Origin of the sequence: Paenibacillus sp. KS-LC4 (assembly GCF_036894955.1) — a bacterium.
Lineage (GTDB): Bacteria > Bacillota > Bacilli > Paenibacillales > Paenibacillaceae > Pristimantibacillus.
Map to the genome: position 1 here is coordinate 3064400 of NZ_CP145905.1, position 20340 is coordinate 3084739.

Sequence of the window (20340 nt, forward strand, 5' to 3'; positions counted from 1 at the left end):
GTTCGGAGGAGATAAACCCGATGCTGATGAAGGATCAAGTCATAGTCGTGTCAGGCGTAGCCAATGAGAAGAGCTTAGCGTGGGGAGTTGCCAAAGCGCTTCATCGGGAAGGAGCCACGCTTGTTTTCACCTATCGAAAGGATAAGTCCTTACGCAAAATGACAAAGCTGCTACAGGAGTATGGCATCAAAGCGGCAGCTGTTGTCCCGTGCGATATACTGGATGATGCGAGCATTGCCGAAGCATTCAACACCATTGCGCAGCAGGTTGGAACGATTCATGGACTTGTCCATTCCATCGCCTATGCGGATCAGCTTCAAGGAGAGTACATCGATACGACGAGAGAAGGTTATTTGCTGGCGCAAAACGCCAGCAGCTTTTCATTAGTGGCTATGGCTAAGCAGGCGCACGGCTTAATGAAAGAGGGGGGAGCGATTGTGACCCAAACCTACATAGGCTCTGGTCGTGTCGTGAAAAATTATAATGTCATGGGCGTTGCGAAGGCCGCGCTCGAAGCGAGCGTGCGCTACTTGGCTGAGGATTTAGGCAAGCATGGCATTCGTGTAAATGCAGTATCGGCAGGCCCTATATTCACCTCGGCCGCTTCAGCGATTGCTGATTTTCAAAATAAGCTAATAGCGATGGAGCAGCAGGCGCCGCTGCGGCGCAATGTTGATCAGGATGAGATAGGTGATGCGACACTATTTTTACTAAGTCGTCTTTCGCGTGGCATTACGGGTGAAGTTCTCCATGTTGATGCGGGCTGTCATATTTTTTAGGCTAACAGCTTGGAAGGGTCATTACACAGAGAAAGGCGGAATGTCATGTCGAGAAAAACGCTTTACTTCCAGGAACCGGAAGTTAGCACGTACACCCCGTACGGATTTTTGTTTTCCATCATAAACGAACCATTATGGCGGTGGGTTTTCAATAATTTTATTCAAATCAGATATGCTTATTTATGGGAAATGTTCGCCTTTGACAATCACCATATCCTTCTCAAAAACTGTCCCGGCATATCCTATAATCAGCTTCCTCAGGAGCTCGTCATTGCCAAATGGGGGAGATCATTAAAGGATCTCATTATCGAGTCGATAGATCGTGGCTATTATGTACATCTTTTCGTAGACCGCTATTATCTATCATTGACGGATTCATACAAAAATGGACATCATATGCATGAGCTGTTCATTTACGGATATGATTTGGACAAGGATATGGCGCTTGTCGCAGACAACTTCGTGGAGCGATTTATAACGGCGGAATGCCCCTTTTCGGAGCTTGAGGAGGGTTATTGGCATGTGTCCGATGAATACGATTTCTATACGGAAATTCGCTTTTTGAAGCGCAAGGATTTTGAATGCGATATTAGTATGGACCAAATTGCTTTCGAGCTGCAAAATTATTTATACTCCAGACCTACGTTTGATTTGGTGGTGGAGCAGCAGTTCGAATTCGGATTCCAAGCGCTGCAGCGGCTTCTTACAGATCCACAGCATCGGGATACCTCTTCATCTGAATATAGAAAATTTGACCTGCGCGCGTATCACCTGCTGTATGAGCACAAGCTTTTAATGGACAAGCGTCTTGCCTATTTGATGGAACAGGGGCATATGCTATACGACCAGCGACTGCTAGACACTAGTGCGGATTTGAAGCAACGGTACTTGTCCTTGCGAAATTTAGTGCTTAAATACAGATTTAAAGAGGATGAGAAGCTAGCTAGCAGCATCTATGCCAAGCTGCAGGACAATCTGGAGCGGGAGCAAGCCTTTATTTTAAGCTGCTTGGAGAAGATGAAGGCTTAGCCAGCATGGATATTTGTTCTAGCGTCTTGATTGATAAATAAGGAGACCTATACAATGAAATTTGAATTGCAACGTACATTTTGGCTTTATGAACCGAAAAAATATGCCGTCGAACCCGATAAGGTTACGATTACAACGGAGCCGGGAACTGATTTTTGGCAGCGAACCTATTACGGTTTTCAAAATGATTCTGCCCCCGCTTTATTGCTGAGAACATCCGAGCGTTACTTCTCGTTTGTTGTGAAAACGGAGTTTGACAGTAAACAGCGTTATGACCAGTGCGGCGTTATTCTTTATCAGAACAGCGATAACTGGTTTAAGGCCTCTATCGAATTTGAAAATGATGAATTTCAACGGTTAGGCAGTGTTGTCACCAACCATGGGTTTTCGGATTGGGCGACGACGGATATCCCGGCAAATGTAAAGACGATGTACTACCGATTCAGCCGTCGTGAAAGTGATTATTGTATCGAAAATTGTTATGACGGAATCACTTATAAGCAAATGAGAATATTCCATTTGTTCGAAGGCGGAGAAGAAATACAGTTTGGCGTCTATGCTTGCAGCCCGGAGCAATCCTCTTTTGAGGCTGTTTTTAGCGAGTTTGAAATGACAGAATGCAAGTGGAAGATGCATCAATAAAAGAGGGAATGTATAATTTCAGCGCTGCAAAGCCGCCTGTCCAAACATTTAAACCTGACAAAAGCCTTGTTAAACCAAGGGGTTTGTCAGGTTTTTTGTTGAAATTTCTCTTGCGATTGAGTGTCCCTATTAAGGTTGCCCACCTACCGCGGCCATTTGCGCGCCTCCGACGGGGTTATGCCTTTGTACTGCTTATACAGCTTCGTAAAATAATTCGGATTGTCGCAGCCTACTGCTGCTGCAATTTCGGCAATGGTAGATGTCGTTTGCAGCAGCAGCCTTTGCGCCTCGTTTACGCGACAAACATTGACATATTCGATGAAGGTGCGCCCAGTCAGCTTTTTGAACTGCTTGCAGAAATGGAAGGGATTCAGATTAACCTGCTGCGCTGCTGCTTCTACCGTTATTTTGGTTTGAAAATCAGACTCCAGTCGTTTGATCAGTTGCTTGAAGCGGTCGCGGTTAGCCAAATGCGAGGCGGCTGCACCTCTGCCACTGTTTGGCGGCTGACTGTCGTAACGGCGGGCAAGCAGTGCTAGGACGCTGTACAGCTTCGCTTTGACGAGCAGCTGATAGCCAGACTGCTTGTCGTCAAGCTCTCCCACCAGCTCGTCCAGCAGCTTCACGATAGCGCCGCCATGCTGCTCCTGCTCCAGCGGTTTGACTGGAAATCTCAGTGTTCCCTCTAGGTAAGGCGCAACAAGCTGCGCATGCACGGGGTCATGAACCCACTCATTGAACAATGAGGCATTAAAGACGATACAATCATAACGAATATCACCCTCGCTAAGCGCATAGCCAACATGCAGGCCGCCTCCCGGAATAAAGACAAGCTCCCCCTGCGATATCTCATACGGTCTGCTGTCGATGTGCAGCAGCGCACTGCCTTCTCGCATTAGAATAATCTCGAAATGCTCATGCCAGTGCAAATACAGCATGCTCTCCCCCGGCTTAATACCAAGTGCTTGGTTATGAAATAATTGAATGGGATAAGCCTTATGCTCGAGTCGCGTATTTTCCCAAAGTTCCTTCGGATAAGTCATAATAGTATTCACCACCACAAGATTAGACTACTTTTGCTCAAGATTGTATAGAGTCATCTTATAATTCTCTCGTTATAATGAAGGTGCTAAGCATACTATAAGCCAATATTGGAGTGACATTCAAGTGAGTGAGCAAATGCGAATAGGTACCTTGGTAGGCGGCGGGAATGCCGATGTGATGATACCGCAAATCGTGGGACATGGTTTCGAATCTTTTAATTTAACGTTCTGGCAGACTACGGGGGAAACCGATTTGACGGAATTGGCTAAACGTGTAAGAGCGTTAGCCGATCAGCACGGGTTTGTGGTGTCGGCTCTTAGCGTCTTCGGTAATCCGCTTACAGGTACAGGCGATAATGCGGATACTTTAGCTAGCTGGGAGCGTTTAATTGATTTTGCGCCGCTCTTTGGCGCTAATATTGTATCCGGGTTTACTGGGCGATTGACGGACCAGCCGATTGATGAATCCATTCCGCGTTTTAAGGAAGTGTTCGGGGAGCTAACGAGACGTGCGGCGGACAAAGGCGTGCGAATTGCATTTGAAAACTGCGATATGGGTGGCACATGGTCGCGGGGAGACTGGAACATTGCCCATAATCCGGCAGCATGGGAGCTTATGTTCAACGCAGTGCCTGAGGATAATATCGGCCTGGAGTGGGAGCCTTGCCACCAGATGGTCAGCCTGATTGATCCGATCCCGCAGCTTCGCAAATGGGCAAGCAAGGTATTCCATGTCCATGGCAAAGATGCGACGATCGCTTGGGATATTGTGAAGGAGCATGGTGTGCATGGTCCCCAGCCATTTGTGTGGCATCGGACACCGGGCTTTGGTGATAGCAACTGGAGCGATATTATAACGATTTTGCGTCAAAATGGCTATAAAGGCACAATCGACATCGAAGGCTGGCATGATCCTGTGTACAAGGACGAGCTGGAAATGACGGGCCAGGTTCATGCCTTAAATTATTTGAAGCGCTGCCGCGGTGGCGATTTTATTCCAAATCCAAGCGTATAAAAACGAGCAAAAGAGAAGCGGGAGGAATAACAAGATGCCAGCAAAATATCGGGTAGTTGTCGCAGGCTGCGGCGGAATGGCAAACACATGGGTGGACTATGCATTAGGCAGGGAGGATACGGAAATCGTAGGACTTGTCGATATTAAACAGGAATTTGCCCAGGCAATGGCGGAGCGTAAAGGATTGAGCTGTCCGACTTTTACGAGCCTGCAAACTGCACTTGAGGAGACTGGAGCGAATCTCGTGTTTGATATTACAATTCCAGCGAGTCACTATTCAATCGGCAAAACAGCGCTAGAGCAGGGCTGTCATGTATTTGGCGAGAAGCCCTTGGCGGAATCCATGGAAGAGTGCCTGTCTCTTGTGAAGCTGGCGGAGCGCACAGGCTATACCCACGCCGTTATGCAAAATCGCCGTTACGATGGGCGCATTCGCGCTTTGCGCAAGCTGCTGACGGATGGTCACATTGGGCGAACCGGCTTTATCGGTGCGGATTTTTTTATCGGAGCGCACTTTGGCGGATTTCGTGACGCGATGAGCAGTCCGCTGCTGCTCGATATGGCCATTCATACGTTTGATCAGGCTCGGTATGTATCGGGAGCGAATCCGGTATCGGTCTACTGCCATGAGTTTAACCCTCCTGGCTCCTGGTATGAAGGAAATGCCGCAGCACTTTGTATTTTTGAAATGTCCGACGGCTCACTATTTAATTATCGCGGCTCATGGTGCGCGGAGGGGGCGATTACGTCATGGGAGGCTCAGTGGCGTATTACAGGAGAATATGGTACAGCCATCTGGGACGGAAACGGCGAGCCCTATGCAGAGGTTGTTGCTCCAAGTGATCAGACGGGCAAATTTATTCGCGATTATGTGCGTATAGAGGGCGGACTTGTGAAGTTGAATAATGAGTTTCACGAAGGCTGTCTTGATGAAATGTTTGCAGCGCTTGACGAAGGGCGCAAGCCGGAAACCGATAGCAGCGATAATATTTACAGCATGGCCATGGTGCTTGCATCACTGGAGAGTGCGCGGCTAGGGAAGAAGGTTCTTATTGCTGATATGATGAAATAATAATGAAAAATAGCTTGGAATGTTAAGAGCTGCATGGGCTAAATTTTCAAGTCAAAAACCGGTTTCCCAACTTTGGATACCGGTTTTTGTTCATTAATAAACATATATATGACGACTTTGCTCATATTTCTAAGCCGGACCGTTTAAATGACCCCATTCGTGGTATTTGCTACAGTAGAAAATAAGTATTCTTTACTTTCGTTTGCCATTTTACGTATATGATTTAAATCGACATACTGCAACTGGCCATGACGTTTGACCGGACGTCCAGCAACAAATACGGAATCAACGTTGGACGGGTTTGCAAATTGTACAATGGCTCCTACTGGATCGGAGATAGGGAAGAGATTCAAATCTGTCGTCCGTACCATAATGAAATCGGCTTCTTTTCCAGGCGTTAAGGTTCCGACTTTACGGTCTAATCCTAAAGCTTTGGCTCCAGCTATCGTTGCAAAATGCAAAACCTGCTGTGCCTTCAAACTCAATTCACCGGGCATGCTTTTGGATGCTAAAAGGCTCTGATTCGTTCTTGCCCGCTCCGCCTGCAGCATAAATTTCATTTGCGTAAACATGTCTCCGCTGGTTGAAGTCACCACATCCACGCCAAGGGTAGGCGTTCCGCCATTTTCCATAAACAGCCCGGTGGCGGGATAGCCATGTCCCATCATCATTTCCACCTCAGGCGTAATGGATATCGACGCCCCTGAATCTGCAAGCATTTTGTACTCATCATAGCCCATCGTATTAGCGTGCACCATATTTAAATCGGGACCAAGCAGGCCAGCCTTATATAGCTTTTCAATAGAGCGGTCATCCGGGCCCCAGCTGCCAAAGCCGACATGCATGGAGCAAATCGCATCGAGCTCTCTTGCAAGTCGTATTTCGTGAACGGTAGCGTCCCAATGGCTGAATTCCGGTCCTCGTATGGCTAAGCCCATCGTTAGCAGCTGATCATCGGAGGAAAAATGCTGCTTTTTTACGCGGTAGACGTCATCGGAAACGAGCTTTTTGCTGCTGCGGTCCCAATATTCGGTCTCACCGGAAGCTCCATACGCGAATACGGCGCGAATGCCAGCATCTTGCAAGCCCTTAATGAATCCATCTGCATGCTCGGGAGAATAAATCATCGTCCAATCCAAAAGGGTAGTTACGCCGGCATTCAGCGCTTCCAATGCACCTAGCAAATTGGCAGCATAGCTGTCTGTCGGGCGCAATTTGCTGCCAAATCCGCCATAATAAATATGTTGCAAATAGGTCGGCAGTGACCAGTCAGCTCCAATCGTGCGGACTAAAGACTCCCAAACATGCCGATGGGTGTCTACAAAGCCTGGCATGACAATCATATCCGCTGCATCAATGATTTCGCAGTCTGAAGCATCAATCTCTTGTTGAATCGAGACAATGATAGAGTCTTCAACTAACATATCAGCTTTCTTAAAATTTCCTAGAGCGTTATCCATTGTTAAAAAATCGCCGTTCTTAATTAAGTAGCGATTACTCAACCTATTCATCTCCTTTATATTTACATATTAGTATACAAATATAGACTACATATTTTTACACAATTTGTAAACCGATAGGAAAAGAATTAAATAGCTAAGGAGATTCAGGAAAATTGACCAGAAAAAACACACATGCTACAATATATACTGAACGTTCAGTCAGTAAAATGTCGAAATTTGCTTCAGAAATGTGCAGCAAATTTAGGAGGTGAGTGCTCTTATGAATAGAAATGAAGAGATAACGATTGTCGAATATGAACCCCGATATGCGGGCTCCATTGCCGTGATGTGGAATACAAGCAATGAGAGCTGGGGAGGAGACAACTCGCTCCAGACGGAGGAAAGCATTGTTAAAGAACATCATAACAGTACATTTCTTCATGTGTTTTTGGCGATAGCCGGTGATGAAGTTGTTGGGTATTGCAGCTTCTCTCATTACAAGGAGGATGCAGGTGCCCTGTATATTCCTTTACTAAATGTCCGTCCTGATTATCACGGTCACAAAGTCGGCAAGCGACTAATTTTGCGTGCTTTAGAGGAAACCTTGAAGCTTGGCTGGCCTAGACTCGACCTCTATACGTGGCCAGGCAATACGAAAGCTGTTCCTGCGTATAAAAAGAGCGGATTTTTCTGGGAAAAAAGGGATGACACCACTCATCTAATGAATTTGATTCCATCCGTGTTGCAGACGGGGGCTGTGAAGGAATATTTTGAAGAAATCGACTGGTACACGGATAGCATACGCGAAATTGCGATAAGTCCCGATGGACGTCAGGAGCAAGGCTTTGATTATTTTACTTATGAGTGGAAAAAGGGCTCCTTGCAACTGAGGATGGAGTATGAGCGGACGGGACGCGGGTTACGACTAATTGAAACCGCTGACTACCTCATTAAGGCGACGATTCCAATTCATCATAAGCTGCCCTTCGGCGATAGCTATCCGATCATATATGAAGCCGTTAATAAAAGTGGTAAGGCGCTTACTTTGGAAATTAAGAGCGTTGGCAATGCTGCCATTAGCTTTGAGCTGCACGAATCCAGAGTGGTTGAGTCACAGGAACGAATAGATGGCAGCTTCTTTGTTCATCCCATCCAAGAGGATCAGAACCTATTTCAGACACATCCGGTTGTTGAAGCGGAGCTGCTCATTAATGGTTTGCCAGCTACCTTCAAAATAGGCATTGAGCCAAAATTTCCAGCGAAGCTAAAGCTTCAAGCACCAGCCGCTCCCATTTATGCAGGTGCTCCTATTACGCTTGATTTGACGGTAGAAAATGAGTACGAGACAGAAGCGGAGTTTGCTTGCGAGCTAGCCGATGATGCTGTTCTTTCCTTCAGCCAGCCTTCTGTCCGAATTAAGGTACCCGCCAGAGGCCGGAAGACCATGACCATTGCAGCCCGATTGCTGACCTATGGTATTTGGCATCATCGTCTCGCTATACACAAAGTGGTCGGTGCTGGTGAATTGCTCGTATCGCAGCAGGAGATCAGTCTTGTATTTCCGGGCATACATGCTGCTTTCGGAGGCGAAACCGATCAGGACTGGGTAATCTTTAATGGACAATACTCCGCCCGTTTAAATAAATCAAGCAATATGCTGTCCATTAATGAGGGAGCTCTCGGTGTAATGAATCTGCATTATCCCAAATTTGGCCTGCCTTATAGTGGAGCATTTGAAAAAAATCCCATCCCGCGTGTAAGATGTCGACAAGATGATGCTATGGTGCTTGAAGCCGAGTATGATTTGACCGCAGCTGACCTTCAGCTAACGGTTGTCGTTAAATTGTACAGCAATGGCATCTTTACTCGTCATCATGTTGTACAGCGCAAAGCCTCCTCGAACTCGGATGAGCCCTTATTTTTGAAGGAAAGCTTTAATTTCAATCTGGATGACAGCGTTATTCCCTATGAAGGTCAATATGTGAATTTAAGCAAAGGTCCTGACGCCAGTAACTCCGATTATTGGGAGAAAAACAGGTTCACGGAAAATTGGATTTTTGCTAATAACGAGAAGTCATCGCGGGGGATTACTTGGCCGGCAGCATTAGAAATCACATCAGAGGGCTGGCTTTACGGACTTGAGCATCCTCTAGGTGTCTTACCCGCTGGAGGTATTGTAAAGACTGAGCCTATCCGCATTGCGCTAGGAACGTGGAGAAATTGGCGCGATTTCCGTGCTTTTGCCCAGAACAGTGGAGCGTCACAGGAGCTAAGGGCTGCCGAGCAGTTGGAAACGATTGTGAATCAGGGGAATCCCTTTCTTCAGGGAGAGTTCGAGGTTCGAATTGTTGAACGGAAAAATACATTTTTGGCCGGAGAAATTGAAATCACCTCTGCACTAGACAGTGTGGATGAGGTTCATTACTCAGTATCCGGCGAGCAGCAGCTCACTGAAACGACAATATCGTTAACCGGAAAATCCAGTCCAGAGGCCGACCTTTTATCACTGCGTTTGGATATGGAAACCTATGAAATAGGACGAGGCCGCCTTGTTTTCCCGCTATCGAATCTTCCTATCGTTCAACAAACGAAGCCAGCAGATCAGGGGGAAGTATTGACGGCGGATAATGGGGTTCTGCAAATCAAGGCAAGCAGCGGCTTTGCACCAGCCTTATTCTCACTAAAGCATAGCGGCGTGGAATGGCTCGATTCCTCCTTTCCTCATCCCGGTCCCAAGTCTTGGTGGAATCCTTGGATTGGCGGCATTTCAGCGGAAGTATCCGGCATGTCCGCAGCGAGCTTCATGGAAGAGCCGCGTGAGGCCGCCTTTGCAGCGATTACAGATAATCTTGGAAATAGCTGGTCAGGCATCCGAATGAGTGTGACGATCAGCAGACATGCAAAACTCAGAGGACTTGTGCTCCATCACTATTTCTTATTGCTGCCAGGGGCTCCTGTGCTTGCAACTGTCACTCGGGTGGAGCAAAATACAGGTGCGCCTTTGCATCCGCTAACCTTGTCCAGCTCGACCTTCTACCGGGCCAGCAGCGATATCAAGGATAGCAGGGGGCATGTCAAAAATAGCAATGGTGAACATATTACCTATAAGGCTGGCAGGGTTCAATATAGTGCGGGCAGTCCAAGCGGAATCTACCAGTATAGCTCCCGCGAGCGAAAACAGAGGCTAACCTTTATGGTCCACCCAGAGCTTGGTTCAAGCGAGCTGCATATGAATACCGATGTAGTGGCATCCTTAGCAATAGAAAAACTATTTTTGCAAGACGGGCAGCAGCAATTTAGCAAACCGCAGTTCTATATCATATCTGATCTGCTTGCCCCAGAGGAAGCTTATCAGGATTTGCTCAACATTCGTTTTGACCAATTGACTTAAGAGAGGATACTTTCATGAAAATTATAGATGCACATGTCCATTATTCTAATATTGCCGCCTTTAAAGAGACGGCACAAACTTTGGCAGCTATTGATTACACAGCAAGCGGTTTGCTAGAGGAGTTTAGAAACGCTGGAGTCATAGCAGGTGTGGGGATGGGCGTTACAGAAACGGTTGAGGGGGCATTCCCTGATTCCGCAGCCCTTAATCCCATGCTGCTTGATTTGAGCGGACAGCTTCCTGACAATCTGTTTACTTGTGTCGGTATTAATCCTTTAACTTTGCATCTGGATGGTCAGCTCGAAGCGCTGGAGCATTCGTTGCGCTCGAAGGATGTCGTTGGTATTAAGCTGTATGCAGGCTACTACCACTACAATGTAGGTGATGAAATTTATGACCCGGTATATCGGCTCGCTTCCACTTACGAGCTTCCTATCGTCATTCATGGAGGACTGACTTATTCGGACAAAGGCTTGCTCAAATATTCGCATCCGCTGTCTATGGAAGAAACCTTTTTGAAGCATCGTAATCTTACCTTTATGCTTTGTCATCTCGGTGATCCCTGGGTTATGGAAACAGCCGCATTGCTGGAAAAAAATCCGAATCTCTATGCGGATCTATCGGGCTGGATAGTAGGCGATGCTGCGAAGGTGGAACGGTTGCTGCTGGAGCAAACGTATACGGATCATTTCCGACGTGCCATTGTGTTTGCCGAAAAATATGACCGGCTTGTGTTCGGTACCGATTGGCCGCTTGTTCCATTGGATGCCTACATCCAGTTTGTAAAGCATCTCATTCCTGAGGCTCACTGGGGGGATGTTTTTTATAACAATGCGCTACGGGTATTTCCGAAGCTGAAACAGCTGCTTGGAGAAGAGTAGAATAGCGTAGAGTCCCTGTGCAGGGGAAGCCGTTAAAAGTCGCCAATGTGGCGGCTTTTTTTATTTTAACGCTTCGGGAGTGTTCCTTGTACTCCCCTTTGAAGCATTACATCATAACATAAAATGCGTTGGAAAGAATGAAGCGTTTCATGTAAGATGACAGCAAGACAAGGAGATGTGATTAAAATGTATGATCGAAATAAATGGTTATTGATATTTGTGGGATTGGGAATCATGCTGAACCCACTAAATTCCTCCATGATTTCTGTCGCCATTGCGAGGCTGCAACAGGTGTATCTGCTTGATTTTACAGACGTGTCATGGATTATTTTTTCGTTCTACATAGCGAGTGCCGTCGCTCAACCTGTCATGGGCAAGTGCAGTGATCTGTTCGGCCGCAGGGGGATATTCCTTACCGGTCTTGTTGTTGTCTTTGTCTCCTCCATGCTTGCCCCGTTATCGCCGAGCTTTTCGTGGCTCATTGGATTTCGAATCGTTCAATCTATTGGCACAAGCATGATGGTTGCGGTCGGAATGTCGATTGTAAGAATTTACGTTACCGAGAAGCAAGCAGCTGCCTTGTCCGTTCTGGCGATATTTCTGTCCGGAGCAGCAGCGATTGGTCCCTTTATTGGTGGTATATTCATTCATTGGTGGAACTGGCCTAGCATCTTCATTGTTAATATTCCGCTTGTATTAGCAAGTTTTTTATTTGCTTGGAAAACAATCCCTAAGGACGAGCCAAGCGAATCTACTTCTGGCGAAAGGTCCATTCGAAATTGGCTAGATTTGATCGATTTCCCAGGTATCTTGCTGTTTACGGTAGCTTTGGTTGGTTTGCTGATTGGGTTGCTTTCGTTCAAGTCATCCGGGCATCGTTCAACATGGAATCTGCTGGCAGGAGGAGTTGGTTGTACGGCACTCGTAACATTTATACGACACGAACTAAAAACGACATCACCTTTTATCCCTTTGCGAGCCTTCGCTAAATATCCGGCAATGACAGGGGTGAATGTGCAATTTATGCTCATCAATGTTCTTTTTTACTCCCTGTTTTTTGGCATACCTACTTATTTGCAGCAGGTACGTCATGTCAACGAATTTAATACTGATGATCGGTGTCTCATCGGGGATTTTTAATACTTCGAGATATCTGGGCACTATTTTATCATCGTTGTTGATTGGAATCGTCATGGGAGATACGTTTAGTGCTATCGGCTTCCAAATGCTCGGAGTCATCCTTACGGTACTGGCCACAATCTTGATCATCATGAACTTGCGAGAACAGCGATCATCGGAATCGCAAACGGAACGAAGCAGGGGGCGAAAAGGCGGTGAAAGGGGCCACTGAACGGGTTTCAGACACGCCCTATTCCATATCTGAATTTGACTCAAGGTCGAGTTGTTTCAAAACGGGTACAGTTATTTCTCTTCGGAGCAACGCGATCTCATGTCTATAGGGAGGATTCTTATATTTAATTTTTCCTATGGAGGGAGTCTCCAACAGCTTGGGCAATTCAATCAGTTGAGGATGGTGTACGATGTAGTCCAGTGCCGATAATCCAATGAATCCATGACCAATGTTCTCATGTCTATCTTTACGAGAACCACGTTCATTCTTGGAATCATTAATATGAAGAACTTTTAATCGTTTTAGACCGATCATCCGCTCAAATTCCTCTAACACACCATCAAAATCATGGACGATATCATAACCGGCATCATGCACATGGCAAGTATCCAGACATATAGATAAACGTTCATTGTGTGTAACGCCATCGATAATTCGAGCCAGTTCTTCAAAGCTTTTGCCACATTCGGTTCCTTTTCCCGCCATGGTCTCAAGAGAAATTTGAACGTTTTTTTTGGGGGATAATACTTCGTTGAGTCCTTCTATTATTTTTTTGAGCCCCAAATCTACTCCTGCGCCTACATGACTCCCTGGATGCATAACAATCTGATCCGAGCCTAGAGCTTCTGTCCGTTCTATCTCATCACACATCAAAGACAGGCTGTATTCAAACACTTTACTATTAATCGTATTGGCCAAATTGACTAAGAAAGGGGCATGAACAACGATATGGCTAATCCCATGTTTCTTCATATGTGCGTGACCCGCTGCAATATTATAGTCGGTTATGGGCTTTCGTTTACTGTTTTGAGGGGCCCCTGTATATATCAAAAATGTATTAGCACCATATGATGCAGCTTCTTCACTTGCTCTAAGCAGCATTTTTTTGCCACCCATGGAAACATGACTGCCAATTAGCATGCAGAAGACCTCCGTTTAATAATCTTGCAGAATAAGTTAAACGAAGTCTGCCCTTGATTATTTAGGAATATTCGAGGAACTGCTTATGCTGACTTAGCGTTTTCATATGGAATTAAAAATGCTGTTGACACGACACCAAATGGTGACCTATTATTTAAGTGACACTAAATGGTGTCGAATTGAAAATTCTCGCCTCGTGGGCGCTACGTTCGAAGAGCCGCATAATTTTAAGAAGGTTGTGAAATTATGGGCTGTCCCTTGGTAATAATTTTTAGGAGAGGGTGTTGTGAGCGAGAACAACCCGATGCGGGATGTGTTTGACGCGATTGCAGATCCAACTAGACGGCGATTGATTCAGCTGCTAGCAGAAACAGAAGAGATTCCGCTGCATGAATTAACGGCACAGTTTCAAATGGGCCGAACAGCCGTATCCAAGCATTTGACAATCCTTAAAGAGGCAGGGCTAGTGCTTGATCGAAAAGTCGGCAGAGAAACAAGATTTAGGCTAAACGCCTCTCCACTTAGAGAAATACAAGATTGGGTAGGTTTCTACAGCAAGTTCTGGAGTGCGAATATGCTGCGCTTGAACCAACTATTTGAGGAGGAAGAAGAATGAGTTTAACATTAAATTTGGATTTTCAGTACACGACAACGATCGAGAAGGCTTGGTCGGCTTTAACTGATCCAAGCAAGCTTGCCAAGTGGATTATGGAAAATGATTTTAAGCCAGTCGTAGGACACCGTTTCCAGTTCCGCACGCAGCCGTCCGAATGGTGGGATGGTATTATTATCGGAGAAGTGCTGATTGTGGAAGAACCAAACCGCTTATCCTATACTTGGGCCAGCGGAGGGGAGCAGCACACGGTTACTTGGACGTTGCAGGATTTAGGGGACGGAAAGGTTAATCTACATCTAGAGCAAACCGGATTCTCCAATACTCAAGGACTTGAAGGCGCTAGGTATGGCTGGAGCAATTGGTTCGGCGGGTTTGAACAGGCGCTGGAGCAATAACCGTATTGGAAGGATGTTAAGCACGATGCTTCCTCGAACAAGGTGGGCCAAGGCTTATTTAGCTTCAATTCCAAAGGGGCTTGCGAGAACTGCCAAGGGCTGGGTGTTGTGTATACAGACCTTGCCTTCCTCGACAGCGTGAAGCTGCCATGTGAAGTATGTGGTGGTAGACGCTTCAAAGAAGAGGTGCTCGCGTACAAGTTGAACGGCAAGTCCATTGCAGAAGTGCTGGAGATGACTGTAGAGCAGGCATTGGCATTTTTTCAGCTCAAAGAGGTAGTACGCAAGCTTCAAGCGATGAGTGATGTAGGTCATAACTATATTACACTCGGCCAGCCGCTCAGCACGCTATCGGGCGAGGAATGCCAGCGGATTAAGCTGGCAAGCGAGCTGCACAAGAAGGGCAGTATCTACGTGATGGACGAGCCGACAACCGGCCTACATATGTCAGATATCGGAAAACTTCTGGAAATTATGAACCGCCTCGTGGACGCCGGCAATACGGTGATTGTCATTGAACACAATCTCGATGTAATCAGCCAAGCGGATTGGATTATCGATATGGGACCAGACGGAGGAAGCAAGGGAGGCGAGGTAGTGTTCGAGGGCGTACCTGGGCAGATTATTCATGCGGAGCAGTCGATCACGGGGAAATACTTGATGTAAGGAATCAAATCCATTTACAGATAAATTTTCATGATCTCAACCAAGGGTGCCAGTAAAATCGGCAGCCTTTTTTTTATATGACGGTTTGACAAGCTAATTGCGACACTTCATTCATGTTTTTCAATCCTGATCTAATAGAGAGGGATGTGAATTCAAATAGCAACGGACAAAAGAAAATTTTATTCACAAATCAATCGCCTGCTTCTTCACATTGGAAGTACAGGCGATTGATTTATTGAAACGTATAAGACCAGTTGCTTGCAACAGCTAGATAGGCCTGCTTTTACACTAGATATCCAGTGAATAGGCAAGAGCTTGGGAGCGGGTCATTTCTCTGCCTTTGCTCCACAATTCATGTAATTCCTGCCCTGCAAAAACCTGCTGTAGATCAATAATAGCCTCTGCGTGCTCTGCCGGAAAATTTGGCATGGCCTCCCCGCCGAGGCTTTGGCGGCCTTTCTCTGCGGCTCCGAGAAGAATGGCAGCTTCGGAATACGCCTTTTTTGCCCATAAAGCGATAGCTAATCCTTCTATACTGCGAGAAAGAACCCAATCACCTCTGTAAATTTGGCTTGCGGATATGCATTTTTTAAACCATTCAATGGAATCGGCCGTTTGCCCAAGCTTTAAAGCGGAATAGCCTAGGCTTTCGTAAGGGCCGCATACTTCCCATTGGTCCTGGACCGTTTCAAAGAAATACACACTCTCGTTGAGAAGCACAGATGCTGCAAGATAATTTTTTTGCTCCAATTTGAGCTTCCCATAAGCATGCAAGGAGGAGGCCAAATTCCACAACTCTCCTCTGGATCTTGCAATGTCGACGCTCTGCTGTACCAGCGATTCGGCTTCCTCTAGGCGTTTCTGTTTGATGTGAAGAAACGCGAGCAAGCGAAGGGAGGTAGCCAAGAGAGAGCTTTCTTTTAAAGCGCGGGCAAGATCTACAGTACGCTCCGCTTCAACCATAGCATTCTCAACATTTCCTAAAATAAATAGAATGACGCCTCGTCCATGCAAGGCTTTTGCGGTATCGGCGCAAGGCACTCCTCTTTCATGAGCCTCGCTGCCAAGGAAGCGATCCAGCCAGAGCAGTCCTTCCTTAAGCCTGCCTTCATGGAGCCAGAACCAATAGAGGTTTGAGACCATGTGAAGTCCAGTCGATTGAGCTTGCGGATTGGAGTGGGCCCACTGGAGAGCGGAGCGCAAATTCGCATACTCCTGCCTCACTTCTTCAATACAAGCGTCGCGCTGGCGAGTTCTGAACTTAGGCTCCGTAAGTACCAAATATTCACTGTAATAACGAACATGGCGCTCGAAAAGGAGGTGACGTTTACGGTCATCGCGTTCCTCCCGCAGCTTCCCGGCTGCGTATTCCTTGATGGTTTCCAGCATGAAATAACGAATAAAGCGGTAGTCCTCGCCAATCTCAGTAGAGACGAGAGACTTGTTGACAAGGCCAGACAACAGATCGAGCATGATTTCCGAAGTGATGCCTTCTTCCTGGCTTTGCATTCCGAGCTCGCAGGCGCAAATCTCTTCCGCTGCCTCTAAAGTGAACCCTCCGGAAAATACGCTAAGACGCTTTAAAAGCAGTTGCTCCTTGCCAGTCAACAAATCGTAGCTCCAGTCGATCGTGGATTTCAGGGTTTGCTGCCGTGGCGAAGCCGTTCGTTTGCCCGCAGTCAACAAGGTCAACAGATTTGTCAGGCGTTCTTCTATTTGTTCCAGTGTCAGCATGTTCATCCGGACAACCGCCAGTTCAATGGCTAACGGAATACCCTCCAGCTTTTTGCAAATGGCGCCAACAAGTCTGATGTTCGGCAACGTGAGCTGAAACTGGGGAGCCACAATACGCGCCCGCTCTAAAAAAAGCTTTACAGCTTCAAAGGTCATGATTTCCTGTTCGGAAAGCTCCAGTAGCGAATGCTCGTCTGCGGGGAACGATAATGGAGGGATTCGGTAGACAGACTCCCCGGATATATTTAATGGTTCCCGGCTGGTAACAAGAATCGTTAGCTCCGGCAAGCTTGCCAGTAGCGATTCGACCAGAACTGCACTGGCGTCGATGACATGTTCGCAATTGTCAAAAATAAACAGCATTTTTTGATTGGACAAGGCCTCCTGTACCATTTGAAGATCGGTCCGGTTCGCTTGATTTTGCAGCCCCAGCATGGACAAAAGCAACTGCACCAAGCCAAGCGGATCATTTATATCGCCAAATTCGAACATTAAAATTCCATGCGGGTACTTTTCTGCGAGCGTTGAAGCCACCTGAACGGCAAGGGATGTTTTGCCGATTCCTCCGGGTCCCACGATGGAGACTAGGGAGTGAACGTTCAACCGGTTCTCCAAATCAGCTCTGGACTGGCTTCGGCCAACGAAGAGCGAAGGGAGTCGTGGCAACCGAGCTGTGGTGTTTAATGGACATGGCGCGGAACCTGCTGCTTTCCTCTCGTTCTCTTCTATAGTAAGCAGCGTTTCAAACCAGGCAGCATCGAAATCAGGAAACTCCCGCGACGTCGTCGAACGCGCCTCCGAAAATCGCTTTACGGCAAACCAAAGCTCCTCCGCCTCTTGACGCGTATCACCTTCTAGGAAAAGTCCTTCATCCCAAAAGGCTTGGATCATGCGTTTGAGGCTACCCACGCTAGGAAGACGATCTCCATTTTCCCATTGCTGTACCGTCCGCGGATCGACGCCCACCCGCTTTGCCAAGTCCACTTGCCGCATCCGTTTGGATAAGCCGTGCCGGGCAGGTCTTGAACGAATTTTTTTAATCCAATCATGAGGCCAATCCTTTGAATATTTCCCGTCTTCCATCCAATCACCTGAATTCCATAGTTTGAGCAGCTTCGACACGAACAAACACGAACTCATATACATTCGTGTTCTGGATTTTAGCAGATATAATAAGCCATATCAACAAAAACAAAATTAAAGCGAGGAGTTCATGCATATGCCTTTAACGCGCATTGTCACATTGAAAGGTCGTTCTAGCAAGGAAAAATCCCACATTATAGAGGTCGTTCTTCAAACAATTGTGAACAAGCTGCACGTGCCCGAAAACGATCGTTTTCTCATTGTCGAAGAGCTCGACCGCGAAAACTTTCGTTTTGACCCGAATTGTCTAGATATTGAAAGAAGCGACGGATTTCTCATCGTTCAAATCTCTTTGAACGCTGGCAGATCAGCCGAAATGAAAAAAGAGTTCTATGCGGCATTAACTGAGCAGTTGCATCAACAGTGCGGCATCCGAACAGAAGACGTGTTCATCAATCTAGTTGAAGTCACGAAAGAAAACTGGTCTTACGGCAATGGATTAGCGCCATTCATCATGTAAATTCATCAACCTTTCAAACATTCCACATATCGACTCTGACGTATTGGAAGCATGGGGCAAGCTGCAGACGGGCGGTTCGTTCGATCAATTGACTGTTTCGCAACAACAAAAAGTGACTCAACTGAATCAGTTGCTTGACAAATTCGTTGCACGGCTGCACTACATATTGTTCATGTGCATTCGTCTCGATACCCGCATTTTCTTAAGTCGCCCATTGGCGGCTTATTTTTGTTATAGGAGGTTATATGTTTACGATTTTCGTGAGATTTTAAAATAAATCGTGCATCGTCCTCATATGAACTTCCATTCATAATTGTTACTATAACGGTGTAGAAAGATAATTCGGATTAAATTAGGAGGGTTAAAGATGTTGAAATGGAAGCGTTCTCTTACAGTCTTGGCGATGACGGCTTTGCTGGGAACGGCGGCATGCAGCAGTGGAGTAAATACAACTGTAGAATCCACTTCAGAGCCTGCTGGTACTAATGCTGAGTCAACAGGCGCAGCTAGCAATGAGGCTGTTAAGCTGCGTATTATGTGGTGGGGGTCCCAGCCGCGCCATGAGGCGACCTTGGCTGCACTGGATTTGTACACGAAGAACAATCCTAATGTTACGTTTGAGCCGGAATACTCAGGCATGGATGGATATTTGGATAAATTATCGACACAGGCTGCAGCTAACAATGCACCAGATGTCGTTCAGCTTGATCCAGGCTGGATGCCGGACTGGATGTCGCGCAAACAATTGGTTGAACTGGCTCCTGAGGTTGATGTAAGCAAATTCGACGAGAAATTGCTGGCAGGAGGTCAACTTGACGGCAAGCAATACGCTGTTCCATTGGGTTCGGTTGCATTCGGTATGGTGTATGACAAGGCTGCTATGGATAAGCTCGGTATTGCAAATCCGGTCAATGGCTGGTCATGGGATGATTTCTTTGCCTTGGCCAAAGAATCCAAGTCCAAGCTGCCAAGTGGACAATATTTCACCTTGGATTATGCAGGTAACTACTTTATGTATTCAGCCTATCAATATGCTAAAGGTAAAGGCCAGGTTATTACGAATGAGGGTCACTTCAATGTAGATCAAGCAACTTATCTGGATTGGACCAAGAAATTTGAAGAGCTGCGCAAGGAGGGACTGGTTCCACCAGCGGACGTGAACGCATCCGACAAGGAAAACGATCCGCAAATGGACTTGATGGCCGCGGGTAAGGTTTTATTCAGGTACAGCTTCTCCAATAATTTGGGCACTTGGGACAGTATTAAACCAGGGGCTTACGCACTTGTAACGATGCCGCGTGCAGAAGAAGCAGGCGGATGGCTAAAGCCATCCATGTACCTGTCCGTCTCCAAAAACTCCAAGCATGCTGAAGAAGCCAAAAAATTCATCAATTGGTTTGTGAATGCTCAGGAAGCAGCTGATATTTTGCAGACATTCCGCGGACTCCCAGCTAATAAAGAAATTGCGACCTCACTGGAAGCAAGCATGAGCGATCTGGATAAGGTTGGTTTGGGTCTGCTCCGTGCGACAGAGCCAGATGGTCAAACCTGGTCGGCCGGAGCAGGTGGCTGGACAAACTTTATTGATAAAGACTGGGTGCTGGTCAGGGATCAGCTCAGTTTTGAAAAAGTGACGCCGGAGAAAGCCTTTGAGCAGTTGAAAGAAGCTGCGCAATCCTACGAAAAATAAGGCAACAAGCAAAAACGACTTCGTCGTCCTTCCATGGCGATGAAAAGCTTTCCCTTAGAAATATAAGCCC

Annotated in this window: 15 protein-coding genes and 2 pseudogenes; 13 read left to right on the plus strand and 4 right to left on the minus strand. The window is 46.7% G+C overall.

What is annotated here, in order from left to right; all coding sequences use genetic code 11:
* Positions 1–20 precede the first annotated feature (20 nt).
* From V5J77_RS13000 to V5J77_RS13010, 3 genes are read left to right on the plus strand one after another with little or no spacing between them, the layout of a single operon-like run.
* On the plus strand, positions 21–779 hold the full coding sequence (locus V5J77_RS13000; RefSeq protein WP_338556416.1) for an SDR family oxidoreductase: 759 nt from the start codon (positions 21–23) through the stop codon (positions 777–779).
* A 45-nt stretch (positions 780–824) separates the two neighbouring features.
* On the plus strand, positions 825–1808 hold the full coding sequence (locus V5J77_RS13005; RefSeq protein ID WP_338556418.1) for a hypothetical protein: 984 nt from the start codon (positions 825–827) through the stop codon (positions 1806–1808).
* Positions 1809–1862: 54 nt separating this feature from the next.
* The gene (locus V5J77_RS13010; RefSeq protein WP_338556419.1) at positions 1863–2450 is read left to right on the plus strand and encodes a DUF1349 domain-containing protein; all 588 of its coding nucleotides are present in this window, start codon (positions 1863–1865) and stop codon (positions 2448–2450) included.
* A 143-nt stretch (positions 2451–2593) separates the two neighbouring features.
* Here V5J77_RS13010 and V5J77_RS13015 read toward each other — a convergent pair whose 3' ends face one another.
* Positions 2594–3493 carry an AraC family transcriptional regulator gene (locus tag V5J77_RS13015; protein ID WP_338556421.1) on the minus strand — a complete coding sequence of 300 codons (900 nt, stop codon included), beginning with the start codon at positions 3491–3493 and terminating at the stop codon, positions 2594–2596.
* 124 nt (positions 3494–3617) lie between these two features.
* On the opposite strand from V5J77_RS13015, the gene V5J77_RS13020 reads away from it, so the two are divergent.
* Positions 3618–4508 carry a sugar phosphate isomerase/epimerase gene (locus V5J77_RS13020; RefSeq protein WP_338556422.1) on the plus strand — a complete coding sequence of 297 codons (891 nt, stop codon included), beginning with the start codon at positions 3618–3620 and terminating at the stop codon, positions 4506–4508.
* A 34-nt stretch (positions 4509–4542) separates the two neighbouring features.
* On the plus strand, positions 4543–5580 hold the full coding sequence (locus V5J77_RS13025; protein WP_338556423.1) for a Gfo/Idh/MocA family oxidoreductase: 1038 nt from the start codon (positions 4543–4545) through the stop codon (positions 5578–5580).
* Between the two features lie 143 nt (positions 5581–5723).
* On the opposite strand, the gene V5J77_RS13030 is transcribed toward V5J77_RS13025, so the two are convergent.
* A complete protein-coding gene (locus V5J77_RS13030) occupies positions 5724–7082 on the minus strand; it encodes an amidohydrolase family protein (RefSeq protein ID WP_338556425.1) in 1359 nt (452 codons plus the stop codon).
* A gap of 220 nt (positions 7083–7302) precedes the next feature.
* On the opposite strand from V5J77_RS13030, the gene V5J77_RS13035 reads away from it, so the two are divergent.
* The 3 genes and pseudogenes from V5J77_RS13035 to V5J77_RS13045 all read left to right on the plus strand — a co-directional run bounded on the left by V5J77_RS13035 (position 7303) and on the right by V5J77_RS13045 (position 12645).
* Positions 7303–10413 (plus strand): GNAT family N-acetyltransferase, encoded by a 3111-nt coding sequence (locus V5J77_RS13035; RefSeq protein WP_338556427.1) that lies wholly within the window; start codon positions 7303–7305, stop codon positions 10411–10413.
* A gap of 14 nt (positions 10414–10427) precedes the next feature.
* On the plus strand, positions 10428–11294 hold the full coding sequence (locus V5J77_RS13040; RefSeq protein WP_338556428.1) for an amidohydrolase family protein: 867 nt from the start codon (positions 10428–10430) through the stop codon (positions 11292–11294).
* A 186-nt stretch (positions 11295–11480) separates the two neighbouring features.
* Positions 11481–12645: pseudogene (locus V5J77_RS13045) on the plus strand (MFS transporter).
* Between the two features lie 18 nt (positions 12646–12663).
* Here V5J77_RS13045 and V5J77_RS13050 read toward each other — a convergent pair.
* Positions 12664–13566: a deoxyribonuclease IV gene (locus tag V5J77_RS13050; protein ID WP_338556430.1), complete on the minus strand. Its 903-nt coding sequence runs from the start codon at positions 13564–13566 to the stop codon at positions 12664–12666.
* A 286-nt stretch (positions 13567–13852) separates the two neighbouring features.
* Here V5J77_RS13050 and V5J77_RS13055 point away from each other — a divergent pair, with 286 nt between their 5' ends.
* The 3 genes and pseudogenes from V5J77_RS13055 to V5J77_RS13065 form a co-directional block, all read left to right on the plus strand.
* Positions 13853–14182 (plus strand): metalloregulator ArsR/SmtB family transcription factor, encoded by a 330-nt coding sequence (locus V5J77_RS13055; RefSeq protein WP_338556431.1) that lies wholly within the window; start codon positions 13853–13855, stop codon positions 14180–14182.
* Positions 14179–14577 carry an SRPBCC domain-containing protein gene (locus tag V5J77_RS13060; protein WP_338556433.1) on the plus strand — a complete coding sequence of 133 codons (399 nt, stop codon included), beginning with the start codon at positions 14179–14181 and terminating at the stop codon, positions 14575–14577. Before V5J77_RS13055 ends, V5J77_RS13060 begins: the two co-directional genes overlap by 4 nt.
* A gap of 27 nt (positions 14578–14604) precedes the next feature.
* A pseudogene (locus V5J77_RS13065) lies at positions 14605–15243 on the plus strand (excinuclease ABC subunit UvrA); the annotation flags it as partial.
* Between the two features lie 288 nt (positions 15244–15531).
* Here V5J77_RS13065 and V5J77_RS13070 read toward each other — a convergent pair.
* Entirely contained in the window at positions 15532–18060 is a 2529-nt protein-coding gene (locus V5J77_RS13070; protein ID WP_338556434.1) for a tetratricopeptide repeat protein, read from the minus strand.
* A 136-nt stretch (positions 18061–18196) separates the two neighbouring features.
* Here V5J77_RS13070 and V5J77_RS13075 point away from each other — a divergent pair, with 136 nt between their 5' ends.
* Both V5J77_RS13075 and V5J77_RS13080 read left to right on the plus strand, forming a co-directional pair.
* A complete protein-coding gene (locus V5J77_RS13075) occupies positions 18197–18580 on the plus strand; it encodes a tautomerase family protein (RefSeq protein ID WP_338556436.1) in 384 nt (127 codons plus the stop codon).
* 367 nt (positions 18581–18947) lie between these two features.
* Positions 18948–20270 (plus strand): extracellular solute-binding protein, encoded by a 1323-nt coding sequence (locus V5J77_RS13080; RefSeq protein WP_338556437.1) that lies wholly within the window; start codon positions 18948–18950, stop codon positions 20268–20270.
* The last annotated feature ends 70 nt before the right edge of the window (positions 20271–20340 follow it).

Excerpts from the sequence above, each read along its gene's own strand:
- V5J77_RS13000 (WP_338556416.1), top strand. The coding sequence starts at position 21 with ATGCTGATGAAGGATCAAGTCATAGTCGTGTCAGGCGTAGCCAATGAG.
- V5J77_RS13005 (WP_338556418.1), top strand. The coding sequence starts at position 825 with ATGTCGAGAAAAACGCTTTACTTCCAGGAACCGGAAGTTAGCACGTAC.
- V5J77_RS13010 (WP_338556419.1), top strand. The coding sequence starts at position 1,863 with ATGAAATTTGAATTGCAACGTACATTTTGGCTTTATGAACCGAAAAAA.
- V5J77_RS13015 (WP_338556421.1), bottom strand. The coding sequence starts at position 3,493 with ATGACTTATCCGAAGGAACTTTGGGAAAATACGCGACTCGAGCATAAG.
- V5J77_RS13025 (WP_338556423.1), top strand. The coding sequence starts at position 4,543 with ATGCCAGCAAAATATCGGGTAGTTGTCGCAGGCTGCGGCGGAATGGCA.
- V5J77_RS13035 (WP_338556427.1), top strand. The coding sequence starts at position 7,303 with ATGAATAGAAATGAAGAGATAACGATTGTCGAATATGAACCCCGATAT.
- V5J77_RS13040 (WP_338556428.1), top strand. The coding sequence starts at position 10,428 with ATGAAAATTATAGATGCACATGTCCATTATTCTAATATTGCCGCCTTT.
- V5J77_RS13050 (WP_338556430.1), bottom strand. The coding sequence starts at position 13,566 with ATGCTAATTGGCAGTCATGTTTCCATGGGTGGCAAAAAAATGCTGCTT.
- V5J77_RS13060 (WP_338556433.1), top strand. The coding sequence starts at position 14,179 with ATGAGTTTAACATTAAATTTGGATTTTCAGTACACGACAACGATCGAG.
- V5J77_RS13070 (WP_338556434.1), bottom strand. The coding sequence starts at position 18,060 with ATGGAAGACGGGAAATATTCAAAGGATTGGCCTCATGATTGGATTAAA.
- V5J77_RS13075 (WP_338556436.1), top strand. The coding sequence starts at position 18,197 with ATGCCTTTAACGCGCATTGTCACATTGAAAGGTCGTTCTAGCAAGGAA.
- V5J77_RS13080 (WP_338556437.1), top strand. The coding sequence starts at position 18,948 with ATGTTGAAATGGAAGCGTTCTCTTACAGTCTTGGCGATGACGGCTTTG.